Source organism: Gymnodinialimonas sp. (assembly GCF_059726805.1).
In genome coordinates, this window is record NZ_AP041059.1 from 3,856,894 (window position 1) to 3,877,024 (window position 20,131).

At 65.7% G+C, this 20,131-nt stretch carries 18 protein-coding genes; 10 read left to right on the forward strand and 8 right to left on the reverse strand.

What is annotated here, in order from left to right; all coding sequences use genetic code 11:
• Positions 1-122 precede the first annotated feature (122 nt).
• Positions 123-881, reverse strand: coding sequence for a methyltransferase domain-containing protein (locus AC6I9R_RS18800; protein WP_461428984.1), 759 nt, complete (start codon positions 879-881; stop codon positions 123-125).
• Between the two features lie 76 nt (positions 882-957).
• Between AC6I9R_RS18800 and gloB the strand changes: the two genes are divergently transcribed.
• The 3 genes from gloB to AC6I9R_RS18815 all read left to right on the forward strand — a co-directional run bounded on the left by gloB (position 958) and on the right by AC6I9R_RS18815 (position 5,378).
• Positions 958-1,728: a hydroxyacylglutathione hydrolase gene (gene gloB / locus AC6I9R_RS18805; RefSeq protein WP_461428985.1), complete on the forward strand. Its 771-nt coding sequence runs from the start codon at positions 958-960 to the stop codon at positions 1,726-1,728.
• A 197-nt stretch (positions 1,729-1,925) separates the two neighbouring features.
• The gene (clpA, locus tag AC6I9R_RS18810) at positions 1,926-4,259 is read left to right on the forward strand and encodes an ATP-dependent Clp protease ATP-binding subunit ClpA (protein ID WP_461428986.1); all 2,334 of its coding nucleotides are present in this window, start codon (positions 1,926-1,928) and stop codon (positions 4,257-4,259) included.
• 171 nt (positions 4,260-4,430) lie between these two features.
• Complete coding sequence (locus AC6I9R_RS18815) at positions 4,431-5,378, forward strand: M23 family metallopeptidase (RefSeq protein ID WP_461428987.1); 948 nt, start codon at positions 4,431-4,433, stop codon at positions 5,376-5,378.
• Here AC6I9R_RS18815 and AC6I9R_RS18820 read toward each other — a convergent pair.
• From AC6I9R_RS18820 to AC6I9R_RS18830, 3 genes are all read right to left on the reverse strand, one after another.
• Positions 5,375-7,774 (reverse strand): peptidoglycan -binding protein, encoded by a 2,400-nt coding sequence (locus tag AC6I9R_RS18820; protein WP_461428988.1) that lies wholly within the window; start codon positions 7,772-7,774, stop codon positions 5,375-5,377. The two genes, AC6I9R_RS18815 and AC6I9R_RS18820, sit on opposite strands and share 4 nt — an antisense overlap.
• Positions 7,775-7,777: 3 nt before the next feature.
• Positions 7,778-8,977 (reverse strand): biopolymer transporter ExbB, encoded by a 1,200-nt coding sequence (locus AC6I9R_RS18825; RefSeq protein ID WP_461428989.1) that lies wholly within the window; start codon positions 8,975-8,977, stop codon positions 7,778-7,780.
• A gap of 77 nt (positions 8,978-9,054) precedes the next feature.
• Entirely contained in the window at positions 9,055-9,597 is a 543-nt protein-coding gene (locus AC6I9R_RS18830) for a gamma-glutamylcyclotransferase (RefSeq protein WP_461428990.1), read from the reverse strand.
• 59 nt (positions 9,598-9,656) lie between these two features.
• Here AC6I9R_RS18830 and AC6I9R_RS18835 point away from each other — a divergent pair, with 59 nt between their 5' ends.
• Entirely contained in the window at positions 9,657-10,673 is a 1,017-nt protein-coding gene (locus AC6I9R_RS18835) for a DUF2125 domain-containing protein (protein ID WP_461428991.1), read from the forward strand.
• A gap of 10 nt (positions 10,674-10,683) precedes the next feature.
• On the opposite strand, the gene AC6I9R_RS18840 is transcribed toward AC6I9R_RS18835, so the two are convergent.
• The 4 genes from AC6I9R_RS18840 to AC6I9R_RS18855 form a co-directional block, all read right to left on the reverse strand.
• A complete protein-coding gene (locus AC6I9R_RS18840) occupies positions 10,684-11,640 on the reverse strand; it encodes an extensin-like domain-containing protein (RefSeq protein ID WP_461428992.1) in 957 nt (318 codons plus the stop codon).
• Entirely contained in the window at positions 11,637-12,569 is a 933-nt protein-coding gene (locus tag AC6I9R_RS18845) for a prephenate/arogenate dehydrogenase family protein (protein WP_461428993.1), read from the reverse strand. The genes AC6I9R_RS18840 and AC6I9R_RS18845 overlap by 4 nt, the downstream gene beginning before the upstream one ends.
• Positions 12,566-13,648 carry a histidinol-phosphate transaminase gene (gene hisC, locus AC6I9R_RS18850; RefSeq protein ID WP_461428994.1) on the reverse strand — a complete coding sequence of 361 codons (1,083 nt, stop codon included), beginning with the start codon at positions 13,646-13,648 and terminating at the stop codon, positions 12,566-12,568. Before hisC ends, AC6I9R_RS18845 begins: the two co-directional genes overlap by 4 nt.
• A gap of 68 nt (positions 13,649-13,716) precedes the next feature.
• Positions 13,717-15,906: a primosomal protein N' gene (locus AC6I9R_RS18855; RefSeq protein WP_461428995.1), complete on the reverse strand. Its 2,190-nt coding sequence runs from the start codon at positions 15,904-15,906 to the stop codon at positions 13,717-13,719.
• Between the two features lie 108 nt (positions 15,907-16,014).
• Here AC6I9R_RS18855 and fsa point away from each other — a divergent pair, with 108 nt between their 5' ends.
• The 6 genes from fsa (at position 16,015) to AC6I9R_RS18885 (ending at position 20,122) form a co-directional block, all read left to right on the forward strand.
• Complete coding sequence (gene fsa, locus AC6I9R_RS18860; RefSeq protein ID WP_461428996.1) at positions 16,015-16,668, forward strand: fructose-6-phosphate aldolase; 654 nt, start codon at positions 16,015-16,017, stop codon at positions 16,666-16,668.
• Positions 16,661-17,029 (forward strand): hypothetical protein, encoded by a 369-nt coding sequence (locus tag AC6I9R_RS18865; protein WP_461428997.1) that lies wholly within the window; start codon positions 16,661-16,663, stop codon positions 17,027-17,029. The genes fsa and AC6I9R_RS18865 overlap by 8 nt, the downstream gene beginning before the upstream one ends.
• A 130-nt stretch (positions 17,030-17,159) precedes the next feature.
• On the forward strand, positions 17,160-17,849 hold the full coding sequence (locus tag AC6I9R_RS18870; protein WP_461428998.1) for a DUF484 family protein: 690 nt from the start codon (positions 17,160-17,162) through the stop codon (positions 17,847-17,849).
• Positions 17,849-18,772, forward strand: a complete 924-nt coding sequence (locus tag AC6I9R_RS18875; RefSeq protein ID WP_461428999.1) for a tyrosine recombinase XerC — start codon at positions 17,849-17,851, stop codon at positions 18,770-18,772. Before AC6I9R_RS18870 ends, AC6I9R_RS18875 begins: the two co-directional genes overlap by 1 nt.
• A 176-nt stretch (positions 18,773-18,948) precedes the next feature.
• Positions 18,949-19,317, forward strand: coding sequence for a YybH family protein (locus tag AC6I9R_RS18880; RefSeq protein WP_461429000.1), 369 nt, complete (start codon positions 18,949-18,951; stop codon positions 19,315-19,317).
• 109 nt (positions 19,318-19,426) lie between these two features.
• A complete protein-coding gene (locus tag AC6I9R_RS18885) occupies positions 19,427-20,122 on the forward strand; it encodes a CDP-alcohol phosphatidyltransferase family protein (protein ID WP_461429001.1) in 696 nt (231 codons plus the stop codon).
• The last annotated feature ends 9 nt before the right edge of the window (positions 20,123-20,131 follow it).

Sequence of the window (20,131 nt, forward strand, 5' to 3'; positions counted from 1 at the left end):
GGTGGGGGAGAAGCCCCGGCACAACGCCACAAATCCGATAGACAGTTGAGACGCACTCCGATGGATGTCCGCGCAAATGGGCAAATCCCATCGCGATGGTGCGAAAATCGTCAGGGCACCGATTACGCAGGGTCGCGGCCCTGGATCCCGGCGGGCTGCGGACTGCCCTCCAGCACCCGCAACGGGCGGCGCACCCGCTCGGCCAAGCCCGGCTTTCGGCGCGCCGGGATGCGCTTGGACGCCTCGATCAGGATCACCCCGCCCGCCCGGTTGCGCGACAGCTTGGTGCCCAACCGCTCCACCATATCCGCCGATTTCAACCAGAACCCCTTGGGCGAGGGCGGCGCGAACAAGGCCGCCGCGTGGCGCTCGGGAATGAAGTCGAAGTCTTCCAGCTGCGCTTCCAGCTGACCCAGCGAATAGGGCCGCCCAAAACCAAAGGGCGTCCCGTCGCGCCGCGCCCATAGGCCCATCCGGTTGGGCACGATGAACATCGCCCGCCCGCCGGGCGCCAGCACCCGTTGGCATTCGTCCAACACGCTTGCCGGGTGCTCGGATGTCTCCAGCCCATGCAGGCAAATCAACTTGTCCGCCTGCCCCGTCTGCACCGGCCATAGGCCCTCGCGACACAGAAGCGAGACATTGTCCAACCCCGCAGGCCAGGGCATCACCCCCTGCTCGGCAGGCATCACCCCGATGACCCGCTTCGCCTCCGCCAGATAGGGCCGCATCAGCGGCACCGCAAAGCCGAACCCCACTACAGTCTCCCCTCGCGCGCTCGGCCACATCTCCAGCATCCGTTCGCGCACCGCCTTCTGGGCGATCCGCCCCAGACGCGTGCGGTAATAGAACTGGCGCAAGTCTATGACATCCAGATGCATCCGACTTCCCGAGTTGCAAACGCCCAGACAACGGCGCAGGCTTTCACCTAAAGTAATCACTAAAGGCGCGAACACCATGGCCGATCCGCAGATCATCACCATCCCCTGCCTCAGGGACAATTACGCCTTTTTGCTGCACGACGGTGACACCGGCACGACGGTTTGCATCGACGTCCCCGAAGGCGGGCCGATCCAGGCCGAATTGTCGGCGCGGGGTTGGACCCTGTCGACCATCCTGATCACCCACCACCATTGGGACCATATCAAAGACGTAGAGGCGCTGGCAAAGCAGACCGGCGCGCAGGTCTGGGGCTGCGGCGCCGATGCGGAGCGTCTGCCCCCCCTCGACAGGACTTTGGCGGAGGGCGATGCGTTTGACGTGGGCTCCCTGCGGGTCGAGGTGCTTGATACCTCGGGCCATTGCGACAACCACCTCTCCTTCTATGTGCCCGGCGCGGGCGCGGTCTTTACCGCCGACAGCCTGATGGCGCTGGGGTGCGGCAGGCTCTTTGAGGGCACCCCCGCCCAGATGTACGAGAGCCTCGGCAAACTCGCGGCCCTCCCGCCCGAGACGCTGGTTTGTTCGGGCCATGAGTATACGGCGGCAAACGCGCGGTTTGCGTTAACCATTGAACCGGACAATTCAGACCTTATCTCACGGGTATCCGCGATCACCGCTGCCCGGGGCGCGGATCAACCCACTGTCCCCTCAACCCTGGCCGAGGAATTGGCTACCAACCCCTTCTTGCGCGCCCATTTGGCAGCCGTGGCCGAGGGGCTCGGCATGGCCGGCGCGGCGCCGGTGGATGTCTTTGCCCACATCCGCGCTCAAAAAGACAGCTTTTGAGCGTTAACCACGAAAAAGCCGCGATGTCAGGGGCTTAGCCTTCTGCTCAAGCTTGAGCACCCCGCACATCGGGGGAAAACACGGGCACTTGATGCGAATTTGCTTGAAACCTGTGCGTGGAAAGCAAAATTTAACTTTATGAGGCCACGATCGAGTAAGGGGCTGCCCCCCTCGATGCAGACGAAAGGAGCACGCACGTGCCGTCTTTTTCGAACACACTGGAACAGGCCATCCACGCCGCCTTGGCAAACGCCAACGCGCGTCGTCACGAACTGGCGACCCTGGAACACCTGCTTCTCGCACTGATTGATGAACCCGATGCGCAGAAGGTCATGAAGGCCTGCTCCGTCGATATCGAGGTTCTGCGGGATACACTGTCGAAGTTCATCGATGATGACCTCTCGACCTTGGAAACCGACGTTGAAGGCTCCGAAGCCGTGCCCACGGCCGCCTTCCAGCGCGTCATCCAACGGGCGGCGATCCACGTGCAGTCCTCGGGCCGCACCGAAGTGACGGGCGCCAACGTGCTGGTCGCAATCTTCGCGGAACGCGAAAGTAACGCCGCGTATTTCCTGCAAGAACAGGACATGACGCGCTATGACGCCGTCAACTTCATCGCCCACGGCGTCGCCAAAGATCCCTCCTACGGCGAAGCCCGCCCGGTCACCGGCGCGGAAGATGAGGAAAATGAAGCCCCCAGCATTCAGGACGACGCCGGGGGGGAGGAAAAGGAATCCGCCCTCTCCAAGTATTGCGTCGACCTCAACGCCAAGGCCACGAAAGGCGACGTCGATCCCCTGATCGGCCGCTCGGCCGAGGTGGAGCGGTGCATCCAGGTGCTTTGCCGCCGTCGCAAGAACAACCCGCTTCTGGTGGGCGATCCCGGCGTCGGCAAGACCGCCATCGCAGAGGGTCTCGCCAAGAAAATCGTCGAAGGCGAAACGCCCGAGGTGCTGCAAAACGCCACGATCTACTCGCTCGACATGGGCGCGCTTCTGGCCGGCACCCGTTACCGCGGCGACTTTGAAGAGCGTCTGAAGGCCGTCGTGAAAGAGCTGGAAGACCACCCCGATGCCGTCCTCTTCATCGATGAGATCCACACCGTGATCGGTGCGGGCGCGACTTCGGGCGGCGCGATGGATGCCTCCAATCTCCTGAAGCCCGCGCTGCAAGGCGGCGGCCTGCGCTGCATGGGCTCCACCACGTATAAGGAGTTCCGCCAACACTTCGAAAAGGACCGCGCCCTGTCCCGGCGCTTCCAGAAGATCGACGTGGCCGAGCCCTCGGTCGATGACGCGGTCAAGATCCTCAAGGGCCTCAAGCCCTATTTTGAGGATCACCACGGCGTCAAATACACCGCCGACGCGATCAAAACCTCGGTCGAGTTGGCGTCTCGCTACATCAATGACCGCAAACTACCGGACTCTGCCATCGACGTGATCGATGAGGCCGGTGCCGCGCAGCACCTGGTCGTGGAAAGCAAGCGTCGCAAGACCATCGGCACCAAGGAAGTAGAAGATGTGGTCGCCAAGATCGCCCGCATCCCGCCGAAAAACGTCTCCAAGGACGATGCCGTGGTGCTGAAAGACCTTGAGGTATCCCTCAAGCGCGTCGTCTTCGGTCAGGATGCCGCGATTGAAGCGCTGTCGTCGTCGATCAAGCTGGCCCGCGCCGGCCTGCGGGAGCCTGAGAAGCCCATCGGCAACTACCTCTTCGCCGGTCCCACCGGTGTGGGCAAGACCGAGGTCGCCAAGCAATTGGCCGACACCCTGGGCGTGGAGCTGATCCGCTTCGACATGTCGGAGTATATGGAGAAACACGCGGTGTCCCGCCTCATCGGTGCGCCTCCGGGCTACGTGGGCTTTGACCAGGGCGGCCTCCTGACCGACGGCATCGACCAGCACCCGCACTGCGTGTTGCTGCTTGATGAGATCGAAAAAGCGCACCCGGATGTCTTCAACATCCTTTTGCAGGTGATGGACCACGGCACGCTGACCGATCACAACGGTCGCTCCGTCGATTTCCGCAATGTGGTGTTGATCATGACCTCCAACGCGGGCGCGGCAGAGATGTCGAAAGCGGCCATCGGCTTTGGCCGCGACCGTCGCGAAGGCGAGGACACCGCCGCGATTGAGCGGACGTTCACGCCCGAGTTCCGCAACCGTCTGGACTCGGTCATTTCCTTCGGCGCCCTGCCCAAGGATGTGATCCTGCAGGTGGTCGAAAAGTTCGTGCTGCAACTCGAAGCGCAACTGATGGACCGCAACGTCACGATCGAGCTCACCAAGCCTGCCGCCGAATGGCTGGCCGACAAGGGCTACGACGACCGCATGGGCGCGCGTCCCTTGGGCCGCGTGATCCAAGAGCACATCAAAAAGCCCCTCGCGGAAGAGCTTCTGTTCGGCAAGCTGGCCAAGGGCGGCAACGTCCAGGTTGGCGTCAAGGACGGCAAGATCGACCTGCGCGTGGAAGAGGCCGGCAGCCCCCGCCTCTCGCCCAAGAAGAAGCCTCCGCTTCTGACCGCCGATTGATCGCGCAATGCTAATGCGATTTGGAAACGGGCCGGGGAGATCTTCCCCGGCCCTTTTTCGTGCCCGCCCGGCGCATCGTCGCCCATTTCGCGGCGAGGAAACACCGGCACTGCCAATTGAAACGCGTTAGATATCTGATGAAGCTTTCTAATCGTCTCAAAAGGCCCCCCCATGCGCACGTTGTTTCTTCTGCTCCTCACACCCACCGCCGCCACCGCGCAAGAGGCCCCGTTTCTCGCTTTTCCCGTCGATTGCGCGTTGGGTGAGACCTGCATGATCCAACAACTCGTGGACCATGACCCCGGCCCCGGCGCGCAAGATTTCCTTTGTGGCCCCATGAGTTACGACGGCCACCAAGGCACAGACATCCGCGTCCCGGATATGGAAGCGCTGGCGCGTGGCGTCCCCATCCTTGCCGCCGCGCCGGGTCGTGTGCTTGGGACCCGCAACTCGGTGCCTGATACCGGCATCGGCGGCTTCCCCGAGGGTCAGGACTGCGGCAATGGTGTACTGATCGAACACGAAAACGGCTGGCAGACCCAGTATTGCCACCTGGCGCAGGGCTCTGTTTCCGTGGCGCAGGGGGAGGATGTCACGACAGGCCAACCAATTGGAACCATGGGATTTTCCGGCAACACGGAGTTCCCGCATCTGCACATGACTGTCCGCCAAGATGGCGCCGTCGTCGACCCCTTCGCGCCTGCGGGCGCCGAGACGTGCGGCCCAGTTGAGACCACGCTTTGGACCGATGACATCCCCGTCCCGCCCGGTGGCATCCTGAGCACCGGTTTCGCCCCGGCCATTCCAACCTATGAGGCCATCCAAGCCGGAACTGCCGATGCTGAAACGCTATCGGCGACCGGAGAAGCCATTGTTCTCTGGGGGTTTTTCCATGGGGGGCGCGCGGGTGACGTGGTGAGTGCCACGATCACAGACCCAGAGGGCGCCGTCTATCACACCCAGGAAATCACGCTTGAGCGTACCCAAGCACAGCTTTTCCGCGCCACCGGGCGCCGCATCCGCAATGCGCTGCCGGCGGGGGACTACAGGGGCAGGATCGCCCTCACCCGCGACGGTGTTCTGCTGGATGAGGAAACGACCGTTATTTCAGTGCGTTAGCGCTCGGTCAGCTTCAACTCGATGCGCCGGTTTGCGGCCTGGCCCTCATCCGTATCGTTAGGGGCAATCGGGCGATGCTCGCCAAACCCCGTTGCCGCCAAGCGGCGCGGCGGGATCCCCAATTCTTCGCTCATGTAAAGCACCACCGCCAGCGCGCGCGCCTGGCTCAGCTCCCAATTGTTGGCGAAAGTCGCGCCGACGCGCAGTTGCTGGTCGTCGGTGTGGCCGTCCACGCGGATGATCCAATCGATGGCCTCGGGGATGTCTTCGGCGATCTCCAACAGCAGCTCCGCCACGTTTTCGATCTGGGCCAAGCCCTCCGCCGCCAGGTCGGCCGAGCCGACCTCGAACAGCACTTCCGAGGAGAAGACGAAGCGATCCCCCTCGATCCGGACCCCTTCGCGGCCCTCCAGCAACTCCCGCAAACGTCCGAAGAACTCCGAGCGGTAGCGCTCCAATTCCTGCGCTTCTGCCGCCAGCCGCTCGACCTCGGCGGCCTCCAGTTCGGCCCGCGCGCTGGCCTCCGCCGCCAGTTGCGCCAGCGCCGTGTTCAACCGCGATCCCAGCGCCTGAATCTGGATCTGCGCCTCTTCATCGCGGTCCTCCGACAGGGTGAGCAGCGACTGCAAAGAGCCCAATTGCGCCCGCAACGCGGCGACCTGCTCGTTCAAGAGGGTCACCTGCCGGGCCGATTCCGCCGATTGCGCCTCGGCCCGTTCCAACTCCGCATTGGCCTGGGCCAGCAACGTGGCGCGGGTGTCCGCCTCCGACAAGGCTTCCGCCAGCGCGGCATCTGTCGTTTGCCGCGCGGCGAGGGCGGCGGCCAGTTGCGCCTCCAGCACCGATAGTTCTGCGGTGACGGCGGCGGCTTCCGAGGCCTGCTGCTCAGAGGCCGCAATCGTAGCTTCCAACTCGGCCAGACGCGCGGCTGCGCTGGCCTCTGCGCTTTCCAGCCGAGAGAGGACGAGGGCCAATTGTTGTTCCAGTTCAGTAAGTTCGCCGGATTGCGTGGAAAGTGCCGCCGTTGCGCGCTCCAGTTCCAACTCGGCCGCGGCAAGGGCGTCGGCGAGCGACGCCGCCTCCCCCTGGCCGCTTTCGGCCCGGGCCACGGCCCCGGCAAGCCGCGTCGCAAGATCCTCGCGCGCGGCATCGGCGGCGGCGAGCAGGGTCAGCGTTTCCTCGGCCCTTTGACGCTGCTCTTCCAGGGCCAGCGACATCGCGGTCAGTTCCGCGTCGGCGTCTTGCAAACGCCGCCGTAGGGCTTCTGCCGCCGCCGCCTCGGCCAGGCGGGCGGCTTCCTCTTCCGACAGGGCGGCACTCGTGGCGTCGAGTTGCGTGCGCAAGGCCGCCGCCGCCGCCGCTTCGGCCAGGCGCGCGGCTTCCTCTTCCGACAGCGCCGCCTCCACGTCACCCAAACGGGCGCGAAGCGCTTCGGCTGCGGCGAGTTCCGCCAGACGCGCGGCCTCTTCCTCAGACAGCGCCGTTTCGACCTCGGCCAAGCGCACCCTCAAGGCCTCTGCCGCCGCTGCCTCTGCAAGGCTGGCGGCCTCTGCCTCGGTCAATTCTGCTTCAACCCCTTGAAGTCGCGAGAGGAGTTCTTCCGCGCGGGCATCCCCGCTGGCCAAAGCCGCCAGGGCCGCGGTCAGGGATTGATCGCGCTCAATCAAATTGCCCGCCAGCTGCGCGTTACGGGTCTCGGCCTGGGCCAGAGCCGTCAAAGCCTGGGTCAGCGCGGTCTGGCGCGCCTCCAGTTCGGTGGACGATGCCGCCAGCGCCGCCAAGGCATCGGACAGCGACGCGTCCCGCGCCGCGCCGTCCGCCTCAAGATCTGCGATCAACGCCTCCAGCGCCTCGCGACGCGCGGCGGCCAAACGCGCCGCCTCGGACGCTTCATCAATCTCGGACCGCGCGGTGGCCAGCGCCAGGTTCAACGCCTCCGCCTCGGTCAGGGCCTCGGCCAATTCCGCCTCGGTCTCGGCCCGCCCCGAAGCCAGTTCCGAGTTTTGCGCCAAAAGCCCCGCGACCTGCTCTTCGAAGGCGACAATCCGCGCCGATTGCGCCGCACTTTCCGCCGTCAGCGTGGCGATCAAGGCCTCCTGCGCGGCGGCCTGTTCTTCGGCGGCGGATAGGGAGCCAGACAGCGTCGCAACCCGCGCCTCCAGCTGCCCGGCGCGGGCCTCTTCCAGACCCAGGGCCTGGGCCAGTTGGTTGACCTGCGCGGTCAGGGAATTCAGCTCATCATCCTGGGTGCTGATCTCTTCGGACAGCACGTATTGCATGACCATGAAGATGGTCAGCACGAAGATCATCACCATCAACAGCGCGGTGATTGCGTCCACGAAACCGGGCCAGATCGCCCCGGACATGCCCTGTTTCGCTTTGCGGTGAAAGGCCATCGCCTAGCCGTCCCCGCGTTGCCGCGCGCGGGCCTCGGCGGGCGCGCGGGCGGCCTGGGTCAGGGCTTGCAACGCCTCGGTCAATTGCGCCATGTCGCCCCGCAGCCCCATGACTTCGGCGTCGCGGTTGGTGCCGATTTCCTCGGCCATCTTGAACAATTGCACGTCGATGGAGCGTAAGCGGTTGCGGGATTCGTCATCCAGACCCTGCTCGGCGGCCATGCCGTCCAAGGCCGCGGCCAAACGGTCCTGCGCCGTCGCCAGCCGTTCGGTGGCCGAGACCTGCCCCGGCCCCAGGCGCTCGGTCAACCCTTCGATGCTTTGCGCCAGGGTCAGCACCCGTTGTTCGGTGGCCGCGCGGCGTGTCTCGGACTGTGCAAACAGCGATTGCAGCGTATCCATCTGGTCGACCATGTGGTCGAGCACGGTCGCAATCGCCGCCTTGTCAATCGCCCCGTCCCCATCGCCCGAGAACGACACCCGGGTGATCGACGCGAGCCATTCTTCCAACTCGCGGTAGAACCGGTTCTGCCCGTGGCCCGCGTAAAGCTCCAACAGGCCCACGACCAGCGATCCGGCAAGACCCAGAAGGGAGGAGGCAAACGCCGTTCCCATGCCGCCAAGCTGGTCATCAAGGCCGTCCATCAGGCGCCCGAAGACCGCCAAACCCTCTTCCCCCTCGGTCGGTTGCAGTGAGCGGATGGTTTCCACCACCGCCGGAACCGTCGTGGCGAGGCCAAAGAACGTGCCCAAAAGGCCCAGGAAAATCAGCAGGTTGGCGATATACCGCGTGATGTCGCGGCTTTCTTCCATCCGCGCGCCAACACTGTCGAGCACCGATTTCGCCGACGCGGGCGTCACCTGAACGCGCCCGCCCCGCAACCGCGCCACGCCCGAGATTGCCGCCAGAAGACGCGGCGGCCTCTCGTCCGCGTCCGCCTGAGCGCCGCCGGCCAATTGCTCGATCCAGGCAACGGAAGAGAACAGCTGGATCACCTGAAAGAAGGTCGCGAAGACGCCTACCACGAAGACGAGGCCGATGGTGCCGTTCAGATAGGGCGAGGTCAGGAACACATCCTGGACCCGGGGCCACACCAAAACGCCCCCAGTCACCACCAGTGCAAGGATGATCAGCATCAGAACGATCTGCTGCGTGGGTCGTGTGAATCGGGCCGCGCCTGCGCCCTCTCTGCTGCTCGCCATGGGGTTTGTCTCAACCGCTCTTTTGACTTGTCTGGCGCGACCATACACGGTTGCGGGCCGTCACGCCAACAAAAGCCTTAGGGGGCTGCTTTCAGGGCGCGGACCATGGACACAAGCGCCTCCAGATCGGCATCGCCGATGCCCAGTTCGCTCAAGTGTGCGGCAGTGTTGTAGAGATATTCATCGTTCGGCCCGCGCCCGCCAACGGCGCCTGCGATGATGCGGGCCTGGTCCTCCAACGGGTGCTGGCAGTATTGCACGTGGTTGGGGTTGATCACGTAGGTCAGCACGTCGCCCTGGGTGCCGCCATCGTGGAACGACACCGTTGTGCGCGTCTCGATATAGGCCGAGGAGATCAACTCGCGTTCCCGCAAGTAGGCAATCGTCGCATCCTCGGTCCCCGGCTCCGCCCGCAGGGCCAGGCCATCGCAGCAGGCCCCTTCCAGGGCGTCGAGCGCCAGGACAAGGCCCGGATCCGTCTCGGTCCCGCGGTGGTGGATCGAGGACATGCAAAACGACCGATGCCAATCCGCCAGCCGCGCGATGCGGGTCTCGGCCACGGGAAAGCCGGGATCCCACAGAAGCGAGCCATAGCCAAAAATCCAAAGCGGTGCTGTCATCGGGTCGTCCTTGTCGTACCCCGCCGCTATAGGCGATAGAGGGACAGAAGGGGAGAGCGATGAAGCGGCTTTTGATCGGGATTGTTGCGGTGGCGGCCTTGGGCGGCATTGCCTGGGGCGTGGGCGCCATGATTTCGCAAACCGCCGCGACCCGCTGGCTTGAGGATCGCCAGGCCGACGGCTGGGTGGCCGAGGCCTCTGACATCGCGGTCGGGGGCTTCCCGCTACAATTCGTGACGGAATTGCGCGACCTGGAACTGGCGGACCCGGAAACCGGCCTCGCGTGGTCCGTGGCGTCGCTGGAGTTCCGCCAGGACGTCTTGCGCCTGGACCGGATCGAGGCGCGCTGGCCCGCGGTTCAGACCATCGCCTCTCCGTTCGAGAGGTTGACCGTGTCGGATCTGGACGTGGAGGGCCTGCACCTGCTTGCCGCCCTGGACGTGCAGCCAACCAACCGCTTCGCGCTCGATTACGCGCAGGCCGACACCGGGCCGTTGTTGGTGACTTCAAGCGAGGGGTGGCAGACCCAATGGGAGCAGGGCAGCCTGATCTTGCAACGGGTGGAAAATACCGAGACGACCTACGACATTTTCGCGCTCGCCACCCAGATGGCCCCGCCCGAGGCTTGGCGCACCCGGTTGGACCCCGCAGGCGTGCTGCCCGCGATCATGGACCGGGCCGAGGTGCGCGCGACGGCGACCTTCGATGCGCCGTGGGACATGGACGCGATTGAGGTCGCCCGCCCGCAATTCACCGATCTGCAGATCGATGAGCTAAGCCTGCGTTGGGGCGACATGCTGTTCCGGGCCACGGGCGATCTGAACGTCACCGCCGGTGGTGTCCCGGAAGGAGAGCTTTCCGTGCGCGCCGAGAACTGGCGCGCGATGGTGGATCTGGCCAGCAACGCGGGCATGGTGCCGGAACGGCTGCGCGGCACGGCAGAGGCGATGTTGGAGGTGCTGGCAGGCCTCTCGGGCAGCGCAGAGAACATCGACGCGACGCTGTCGTTTTCCAACGGGCGGGTGTTTTTGGGCCCGCTGCCCATCGGCCCGGCCCCCAGCCTGCGCCTGCGGTAGCCAGGGCGCGTCAGCGGCAGTAGGCGCCTGAGCGGTAAGAGGCCACGTCGAAGTGGAAGTGATCCTGGTGGAACCGGTCGGATTCCGGCCCCAGGACCGTCCCGAAGGTGCCGCAAGCGGCCTGATGCAGGCCCCGCATGATCGATGAATTGCCGCTGCGCCAATCGCTCAACACGCTGAGTTCGTTGCCATTGCGCAGCCCGATCCCGGCAATGTCGACGGCATTGCCCGTCGCATGTTCCGACAGCCGCGCGCCTGCGCGCGAATTGCGCGTGCGGCACGCGTAAGAGGCCACGACGCGCAGGTTGGCCATGCCGCCCCCGGTGTTGCCGATGATATCCTCGGCATCCAGCACCCATTGGCTCAGCGATTGCGCCGTCGTGCAGTTGATCGTCGCGGGCGACGTCAGAGTGATCCCGTGCACCGTCCGCAGCCGCACGGCACTGGGGATGCCACAGCCATTGATCCGGCCCGTGACCGGGGCGATCTCTTCCCCCTGCAGCCCAACAACCCCGCAAAGCGTGCCCGTGTTCCGGCCCGGCTGCGCCACGGCGGACGGGATGTTGCGCGTTGCCGCCGCGCGCACCCGCTCTTCCAGGCCGCTGGGGCGCAATTCCGGGCGCAGGGATTGTGCAATGGCGAGCGACGACCCACCACCCACAGCGCCCGAGGCGGCGGGCGTCTCGCCGCGCGGCCTGAACAAGGCGGCAAGGCCCCGGGGGCGCGCCGGGGCCGGCGCTTCAGCCGCCGGAGCCGCACCGATGGCTTCCCCAACCGCCGCGCCAATCGCGCCGGGGCTGACGCTGGAGGGCACGGGCGTTCCACCGGGCCGCGCGACGGGGCGCAGAGACTCCCCCGGCGCCAGCGCGGTGGCCGAGATGATGCGGATCTCGGGCGCCTGACCAAGCACGCTGACCGGCACGGCAACGGCAAGGGCTGCAATGCATAGGCCTGCGCGCAGCTTCATGGCGTGTCTCCCTTCGTCCCCGCCGCGCGCCCGAAGTTCGGCGCGTCGGTGTCTTGGCCCGCCTCGATGATGCCCCGCCGGATGGCACGGGTGCGGGTGAAATAATCATGCAAATGCGCCCCGTCACCGGTCCGGATCGCCCGTTGCAATGCGAACAATTCTTCCGTGAACCGCCCCAGAATTTCAAGCGTGGCGTCCTTGTTGGACAGGAACACGTCGCGCCACATCGTCGGGTCCGAGGCCGCGATGCGGGTGAAATCCCGAAAGCCCGCCGCCGAATATTTGATCACCTCACTATCGGTCACGCGGCGCAGGTCATCGGCCACCCCCACCATCGTGTAGGCGATCAGGTGCGGCGTGTGGGAGGTGACCGCAAGGACCAGGTCATGGTGATCCGGGTCCATTTCCTCCACAAGCGCTCCACAGCCAATCCACAGGTTTTTCAACCGTGCGGTGGCGGCGGGATCAGCGCCATCGGTCGGCGTCAGCAGGGTGTAGCGGTTGTCGAACAGCTCTGCGAAGCCAGAGCGTGGCCCGGAATGCTCGGTGCCTGCCAGCGGGTGGCCCGGCACGAAATCCACGTAATCCGGCAGATGCGGGCCGACCTGCGCGATCACCTCGCGCTTGACGGAGCCGACGTCTGTCACCGTCGCGCCCGCCGCCAGATGCGGCGCGATCTCTACCGCCACCGCCGCCATCGCGCCCACCGGCACGGCCAGCACGACCAAATCCGCGCCCGCCACGGCCTCTGCGGTCGTATCGGTGATCCGATCACAAAGGTTGATCTCCGCCGCGACCGCCCGCGTCTCGGCTGAACGCGCGGTGCCAACAATCTCACCCGCCAAGCCACCGCGCCGCATCGCATGGGCCATGGAGCCCGCGATCAGGCCCAGGCCGATCAGGGCAACGCGCTTGTAAAGCACGCTCACGCCGCCACCAAGGCGGTCAGCGAGGCGAGGACGCGGCTGTTGTCCTCGGGGCGTCCCACCGTGATCCGCAAGCAATCGGGCAAGCCGTAGGATTTGGGCGCCCGCACGATGATGCCGTCCGCTTTCAAATGCGCATCGGCGGCGTCGGCGGCGGCTTCATCTGCAAAGCGCGCAAGGACGAAATTGGCGAAACTGTCGTCACAGGCCAGGCCCAACTGCCGCAATCCACCCGCCAGGCGTGCCCGCTCGTCTGCGTTCACCGCCAGGCATTCCGCCACCCAATCCACGTCGCGCACCGCCGCCTCCGCGCCCGCCAAAGCGACGGCAGACAGGTTGAACGGCCCCCGGATCCGGTTCAGCGTGTCGATCACATGGCGCGGGCCGTAACCGTAGCCGACCCGCAGGCCGCCCAGGCCGTAGACCTTCGAAAACGTGCGCGTCATCACCACATTCTCGCGCGCCTCCACCAGCGCCTTGCTGCCATCATAGCCTTCGGCAAACTCCACATAAGCGCCGTCCAGGATCAACAGGCATTGATCCGGCAGCGCGTCCGCCAGCCGCGTGATCTCACCGCTTTCGATCATCGTGGCGCAGGGGTTGGAAGGGTTGGCGATGAAGATCAGCCGCGTTTTGTCAGTGATGCCCGCGATGAGGGTGTCCACGTCGACGTGACGCGCGACCTCGGCCACTTGCACGGGCGTCGCGCCCGCGGCCTTCGCAGCAATCGGGTACATGCCGAACCCATGCTGGGTATACAGCACCTCGTCGCCGGGACCGGCGTAGCATTGGCAGAGGAAGTGGATGATTTCATCACTGCCGACACCGCAGATGATGTTATCCGCCGCCAGCCCGTGGACGTCGGCAATCGCGCGGCGCAGATCCGCGTGGTCCGTGGCGGGATAGCGATGCGCATCCGCCACCGCCTCGGCCATGGCCTGAACGGCAGCGGGCGAGGGCCCAAAGGGATTCTCATTGGACGACAGCTTCAACGGATCCGCATGGCCCGCGATCTTGGAGGCCCCGCCCTGGTACAGGGCGATGTCGAGGATGCCGGGTTGCGGGCGAATGGGGGCGGTCATGTCAGGCGCTTCCGAAGATCTGATTGTTCAGGGGTTCTAGCGCGCAGGTGCGGGCGGGGGAACCGCTTTCAGAAGAAGTTTTGCGGGTCGATGTCGATGGATAGCCGCAGATGGCCGGGCAGCTTTAGGCCATGGATCCAACGGCTTAGGGCCGGTTGCAGCGCGACGCCCTTAGGCGCCTTGACCAGAAGCCGCACCCGGTGGCGGCCGCGCACCCGCGCGATGGGTGCGGGCGCAGGGCCGTAGACCACGCCGCCCGCCTCCCGGATCGGGCCGTCGTTGCGCGCCAGATGGGTGCCGAGGTCAAAGGCGGCGGCGGCTTCGGTGCTGGAAATTATCACCCCGGCCAGCCGCCCGTAAGGCGGCATCCCCGCCGCCTCGCGCTCCGCCGCTTCCGTGCGCCAGAAGCCTTCTTCATCGCCCGACAGGATCGCGCGGATCACCGGGTGATCGGGCTGGAACGTCTGCAACAGCGCTTGGCCCGGCTTGTCCGCGCGCCCCGCACGGCCTGCGACCTGCCGCATCAATTGAAACGTCCGTTCCGCCGCGCGCAGATCGCTGCCTTGCAGGCCCAGGTCCGCGTCCACCACGCCCACCAGGGTCAGGCGCGGAAAGTTGTGCCCTTTGGCCACCAGTTGCGTGCCGATGATCAGGTCGGTGTCGCCGTGGGCCAGCTCTTCAATCTGTTGCTTCAGTGCGCGCGCAGACCCGAAGAGGTCCGACGACAGGATCGCCGTTTTCGCGTCCGGGAAAGCCAGCGCCGCCTCCTCCGCGATCCGCTCCACCCCCGGGCCGACGGCGGCCATTTTGCCTTCCACCCCGCAGGATGGACAGGCCTCCGGCAGCGGTTTCGTTTCGCCGCATTGATGGCAGATCAGGCGCTTCTGAAAACGGTGCTCGACCATGCGCGCGTCGCAGTGATCGCAGCCGACCATCTCTCCGCAGGCCCGGCACAGGGTGACCGGCGCGTAGCCGCGACGGTTGAGGAACAAGAGCGCCTGCTCCGCCGCCTGCAACCGCGCGCCGACGGCGCTTTGCAACGTGGGCGACAACCAGGCCGAGCCCGGCAGATCCTCCACCCGCATGTCGATCGACGCCATATCCGGCAGGTCTTGCGGCCCGAACCGCGACACCAGATCGAGCCGCGTGTACTTGCCCGCCTGCGTGTTGGCCCAGGTCTCCAGCGAGGGCGTGGCCGAGGCCAGCACCACCTGCGCATCATTCAGCGAGGCGCGCAGAACGGCCATATCGCGGGCGTTGTAACTCGCCCCCTCGTCCTGCTTGTAGGAGGTGTCGTGTTCCTCATCGACGACGATCAGGCCGAGGTCCCGGTAGGGCAGGAACAGGGCAGAGCGCGCGCCGACGACCAGCTGCGCCTCGCCCACGCCGACCATCCGCCAGCAGCGGCGGCGCTCGGTCATGGTCACGCCCGAATGCCACTCCGCCGGGTCCGCGCCGAACCGCGCCTTGACGCGGGTCAGAAACTCAGACGTCAGCGCGATCTCCGGCAAAAGCACCAACGCCTGCCGCCCCTGGCGCAAGCATTCGGCGACCGCTTCCAGGTAGACCTCTGTCTTGCCGGACCCCGTCACGCCCTTCAGCAAGACCGTCCCGTAGCGCCGCGCCCGCAACCCCTCTTGCAGGCGCCCCGCTGCCACGGCCTGGTCCGCCGTCAGCTCCTTTCCCGGCAAGCCCGGGTCCAGCGTCAGATACGGCGCGTCGCGCGGCGTGTCGGCCTCTTCCACCACACCCTGCTTCGCCAAGCCTTTGACGACCGACGAGGTGACGCCCGCCAATTCGCTCAGCTCTTTCAGCGTGAACCCAAGCCCGCCGTATTCCACCAACGTCTCGATCACGCGGGTCCGGGCGGGGGTCACCCGGTCCGGCGTCCCCTGCCCCAACCGGTAAACCTTGCGCATCGATGGCGGATCGCTGAGCCCCGGCGCCCGGGTCGCCAACCGCAGCATCAGCGACATCGGCGTCAGCGTGTAAGCCCCCGCTTTCTCCAGAAATTCCCGCATCTCCGCGCGCATCGGCGCCACGTCCAGCACCCGGTTGACGCGGCGCACCTTGGCGATGTCCCAATCGCCGCGCCCCGGCCCCCAGACCACGCCCAGAACCTTGCGCGGACCCAGCGGCACCTCCACAAACGCCCCCAGCCAGCACCCTCCCGCCGGTGCCTTGTAGTCGAGCACGCGGTCCAGGGGCTCTGCCGTCAGAACCCCCACCAGATCGCCTTCGTCGAAATGCTCGTCCATCAAGGCCTCTTTGCGGATCAAGGTCCCTTTAGGGGGTTTCCGTTAGCGCTAACAAGCGATATGCCTGCGCCAAACCATCACGATATCTCCCCGAAAGGAACCTCGCCGATGAAATTCTTTGTGGATACTGCCGATATTGATGCGATCCGTGAGCTGCATGAGCTTGGCATGGTGGATGGCGTCACGACCAACCCGTCGCTGATCATGAAATCGGGCCGCGACATCAAGGAAGTCACGGCTGAGATCTGTGAGCTGGTCGGCGGGCCTGTGTCCGCCGAGACCGTCGCGCTGGACGCGGACGGCATGATCAACGAAGGGCGCGAGCTGGCCAAGATCGCCGAGAACATCACCATCAAGGTGCCGCTCACCTGGGCCGGTCTTCAGGCCTGCAAGGTGCTGTCGGGCGAGGGCCGCATGGTCAACGTGACGCTCTGCTTCTCGGCCAACCAGGCGCTTCTGGCGGCCAAGGCGGGGGCGACGTTCATCTCTCCCTTCGTCGGGCGACTGGATGATATCAACATCGACGGCATGGATCTGATCGCGGAAATCCGCCAGATCTACGACAATTACTCCTTCGACACCGAAATCCTCGTGGCCTCCATCCGCTCGGCCAACCACATGAAGGACGCCGCGCTGATCGGCGCCGATGTCGCCACCGCGCCTCCCGGCGTGATCAAGGCGATGGCCAGCCACGTGCTGACCGACAAGGGCCTGGACGCGTTCATGGCCGATTGGGCCAAAACCGGGCAGAGCATTGTCTGACACGCTGGACGCCGAGGCAGTCAAGCAGTTCAACCTGCTCACCGCCTCGCCCACCTTTGCGATTTCCGTCGGCGCGGATGGCGTGCACCGCCTTAAGACGCCCGCGGTGATCGAAACGGGCCTCTGGCTGGTGGGCGGGACGTCCCATCTGCCGAGCGGGGACACCATCGCATCCGTCTTCGAGGTCAACGCAGACAGCACCGACGCCATCGCGCGGGTCTACTGGCAGACGCCGCTCGGGTGGTGCGACACCAGCGCCCGGCCGCAGCTTCTGGCGTGGATGGGCCGCGAGGATGACACCCTCTTCCCCTGCCGGTTTGAGACATCAATACCACTGGCCCCCGGCCTCTCTTCCGCCTGAACGGCAAAATTTCTAGCCCGCTCCGGCCCTTATATGCTATGCGCCTCTCAACGATAAAAAAGTTGAGGCAGTGACGATGAGCAGCACCGAGGCGGGAGCCCCGCTCGATTCCCTTGAAAACAGCCCCGAAATGGACTGGCGTGACCGCGCCCTGGCCGACCCAGAGCTGATCCTTGAAGACCGCGATCTGATGCGTGCGCTGATCGCCGCCAATGATCGCCAGATGGGCGGCAACATCGTCGACATGCGCGGCATCGCGATGGAGCGGCTGCAAAACCGGCTCGACCGGCTGGAAGATACCCACCGCTCGGTCATCGCCGCCGCCTATGAAAACCTGGCTGGCACCAACCAGATCCACCGCTCGATCATTCGGATGCTCGACGCCAAGGAATTCACCGAATTCCTGACCACCCTCGGCACCGATGTGGCTGGCATCTTGCGCGTCGACCGCGTGCGCCTGGTGCTGGAAAGCGCGGAGGCGACCGAGACGGAAGCCCCCAAGGTGCAAAAGCTGGAAGACGTGCTGACCGTCGTCGCACCGGGCTTCGTGAAAGACTATGTGACCGGCGGGCGCGACGTGCCCCACAGGCAGGTCAGCCTGCGCCAGGTGGGCGGCGATGCGGAGCGTATTTTCGGCGAAGCCTCCCGCTGGATCCATTCGGAGGCCTGCTTGACGCTCGACCTCGGCGAAGGGCGCCTGCCCGGGCTTCTGGTCATGGGCGCAGAAGACCCGCACCAGTTCCGCCCCTCCCAGGGCACCGATCTGTTGACCTTCTTTGCGGGCGTGTTCGAGCGGTTGATGCGCGGCTGGCTCGACTGATGTCGCTGTCCCTGACCCCAGCCGTCCGGGACCTTCTTCAAGACTGGCTTACCCACCTGCGCGGCGTGCGCGGGCGGGCAGAGGCGACGTTGACGGCGTACGGCGCCGATGTGACCGAGTTCCTGACCTTCCAAGCCGCGCACCTGGGCGGCGCGCCCGGCCCGGACGGGTTGCGGGGCTTGCAAACGCGCGATTTACGCGCGTGGATGGCGTCCCAACGCGCCCGCGATGTGGGCGCACGGTCGCTCGCCCGTCGCCTGTCAGCCGTGAAAGCGTTCTACAAATGGTGGGCCGTGCGGGATGGCTTTGACGCCACGCCCGTGCTGTCGATGCGCGCCCCCAAACACATCCGCCGCTTGCCCCGCCCCCTGTCGGAGGGCGGCGCAAAAGACATGATCGCGGGCGTCGCCGACCAGGATGATCGCGATTGGGTACAGGCCCGCGACATGGCCGTGGTCACCCTGCTCTACGGCTGCGGCTTGCGGATTTCCGAGGCGCTTGGCCTCGACGCCCGTCACGCCGCGCTGCCGCAAGTCCTGCGCATCACGGGCAAGGGCGGCAAGGAACGCGAGGTTCCGGTCCTGCCCGCCGCGATCGAGGCCTGCGCCCGCTACGCGCGCCTCTGCCCCCATGACCTCGCGCCCGGCACGCCGCTGTTCCGCGCCATCCGTGGCGGCGCCCTCGGCCCCCGCGCCGTGGCAAAGGTGATGGAGAAAACCCGGATGCAGCTTGGCCTGCCCGCCAGCGCCACCCCCCATGCCATGCGCCACTCCTTCGCGACGCATCTCCTGGACGCAGGCGGCGACCTCCGCGCGATCCAAGAGCTTCTGGGCCACGCCTCGCTGTCGACCACCCAAGCCTATACCGCCGTCGACACCGCGCGCCTGATGGAGGTCTACAACGCCGCGCATCCCAAGGCGTAAGCACCCGACTGCGCCGTTGCGATCCGCAAGATTTCTGACGCGGGCCCCTGCCCGCATCTTTCCCACCTGAAGGCCCCACCAATCGGCTTTCACCTATAGGCGGGCAGTCCCCGGCTCCCTTTCAGCAGCAAAAGATGTAGAATTGAGCCCCTCAGGTTTCGTTAGGGAACACCATCATGACGCCCAGAGATTTCATCAGACACTACGAATCCGCCCTAGGAACCCAGGACTGGTCCGTGGTCGCCCCGTTGATCAGCGATGACGCCAGCGTCGTGTTCTCCAACGGATCAATTCATGCGGGCGAACACGCCATCCGCACCGCCTACGAGCGCAACTTCGCCTCGATCCAGAACGAGACTTTCCGGGTCCAGAACGTCCACTGGCTTTCAGAAACGCTGGATTTTGCAGCCTACATGTTCGATTTCTCCTGGACCGGGGTGATCAACGGCAAAGCCGCGTCCGGATCCGGACGCGGCACGGCGGTACTGGCCCGCGAGGGTGAGCGCTGGGTTCTCGTGGGCGAGCAACTCGGACCGAAGTCCTAGCGCACCGCGCCACACCGCCCTCCCGCCGTCCGGGCACCGCCCCCTCGGCGCAAGACCGCCTGTCACAGACCTGTTGCAAATCGCACAGTTAACAGGCATCCCGGCGGTCATGCGTTTCAGAGCCTACTCCGTCCATCTCTTCACCGCCGCCGGTGCCTCGCTTGCCATGCTGGCCCTTTTGGAGGCCGCCCAGCAGGACTGGGCGATGATGACGATCTGGCTGACAATCGCCTTCATCGTCGACGGCATCGACGGCCCCCTCGCGCGCCGCTATGACGTCACCACGAACGCCCCGGTGATCGACGGCGTGCTTCTGGACCTGATCATCGACTTCCTCACCTACGTGATGATCCCCGCCTACGCGCTCTATGGCTCGGGCCTGATGCCCGGCTGGTCCGGCTGGCTCGTGGTGCTGCTGATCCCCTTCGCCTCATCGCTCTACTTCGCGGACACGCGTATGAAGACGGCGGACAAATCATTCCGGGGCTTCCCCGGCTGCTGGAACATGGTCGCCCTAGCGATGCTGGTGATCGAGCCGCCCTGGTGGGTGATCCTGGCGCTGGTGCTGGCGCTCGCGGCCGCACAATTCCTGAACCTGAAATTCGTCCACCCCGTGCGCACCGCGCGCTGGCGCCTCATATCGCTGCCCGTCGCAATCCTGTGGGTCGCCGCCATCGCCTTTGCCGCCTGGACGGGCTTCGCGCCAAACCCGGTGCTGACCACCGTCGTGATGCTGACGTCAATCTACCTCGCCACCGCAGGGATCGCGCAACAGGTCATCTACGACCGCGGCTACGCAAGGTAACGCTGCGAG

What these genes read in the sequence shown, in the direction of transcription:
- gloB (WP_461428985.1), top strand. Translation starts at nt 958, where the DNA reads ATGGCCGATCCGCAGATCATCACCATCCCCTGCCTCAGGGACAATTAC.
- AC6I9R_RS18835 (WP_461428991.1), top strand. Translation starts at nt 9,657, where the DNA reads ATGAAGCGGCTTTTGATCGGGATTGTTGCGGTGGCGGCCTTGGGCGGC.
- AC6I9R_RS18815 (WP_461428987.1), top strand. Translation starts at nt 4,431, where the DNA reads ATGCGCACGTTGTTTCTTCTGCTCCTCACACCCACCGCCGCCACCGCG.
- AC6I9R_RS18880 (WP_461429000.1), top strand. Translation starts at nt 18,949, where the DNA reads ATGACGCCCAGAGATTTCATCAGACACTACGAATCCGCCCTAGGAACC.
- AC6I9R_RS18885 (WP_461429001.1), top strand. Translation starts at nt 19,427, where the DNA reads ATGCGTTTCAGAGCCTACTCCGTCCATCTCTTCACCGCCGCCGGTGCC.
- hisC (WP_461428994.1), bottom strand. Translation starts at nt 13,648, where the DNA reads ATGACCGCCCCCATTCGCCCGCAACCCGGCATCCTCGACATCGCCCTG.
- AC6I9R_RS18830 (WP_461428990.1), bottom strand. Translation starts at nt 9,597, where the DNA reads ATGACAGCACCGCTTTGGATTTTTGGCTATGGCTCGCTTCTGTGGGAT.
- AC6I9R_RS18855 (WP_461428995.1), bottom strand. Translation starts at nt 15,906, where the DNA reads ATGGACGAGCATTTCGACGAAGGCGATCTGGTGGGGGTTCTGACGGCA.
- AC6I9R_RS18870 (WP_461428998.1), top strand. Translation starts at nt 17,160, where the DNA reads ATGGACTGGCGTGACCGCGCCCTGGCCGACCCAGAGCTGATCCTTGAA.
- AC6I9R_RS18800 (WP_461428984.1), bottom strand. Translation starts at nt 881, where the DNA reads ATGCATCTGGATGTCATAGACTTGCGCCAGTTCTATTACCGCACGCGT.
- AC6I9R_RS18840 (WP_461428992.1), bottom strand. Translation starts at nt 11,640, where the DNA reads ATGAAGCTGCGCGCAGGCCTATGCATTGCAGCCCTTGCCGTTGCCGTG.
- AC6I9R_RS18875 (WP_461428999.1), top strand. Translation starts at nt 17,849, where the DNA reads ATGTCGCTGTCCCTGACCCCAGCCGTCCGGGACCTTCTTCAAGACTGG.
- AC6I9R_RS18825 (WP_461428989.1), bottom strand. Translation starts at nt 8,977, where the DNA reads ATGGCGAGCAGCAGAGAGGGCGCAGGCGCGGCCCGATTCACACGACCC.
- fsa (WP_461428996.1), top strand. Translation starts at nt 16,015, where the DNA reads ATGAAATTCTTTGTGGATACTGCCGATATTGATGCGATCCGTGAGCTG.
- AC6I9R_RS18820 (WP_461428988.1), bottom strand. Translation starts at nt 7,774, where the DNA reads ATGGCCTTTCACCGCAAAGCGAAACAGGGCATGTCCGGGGCGATCTGG.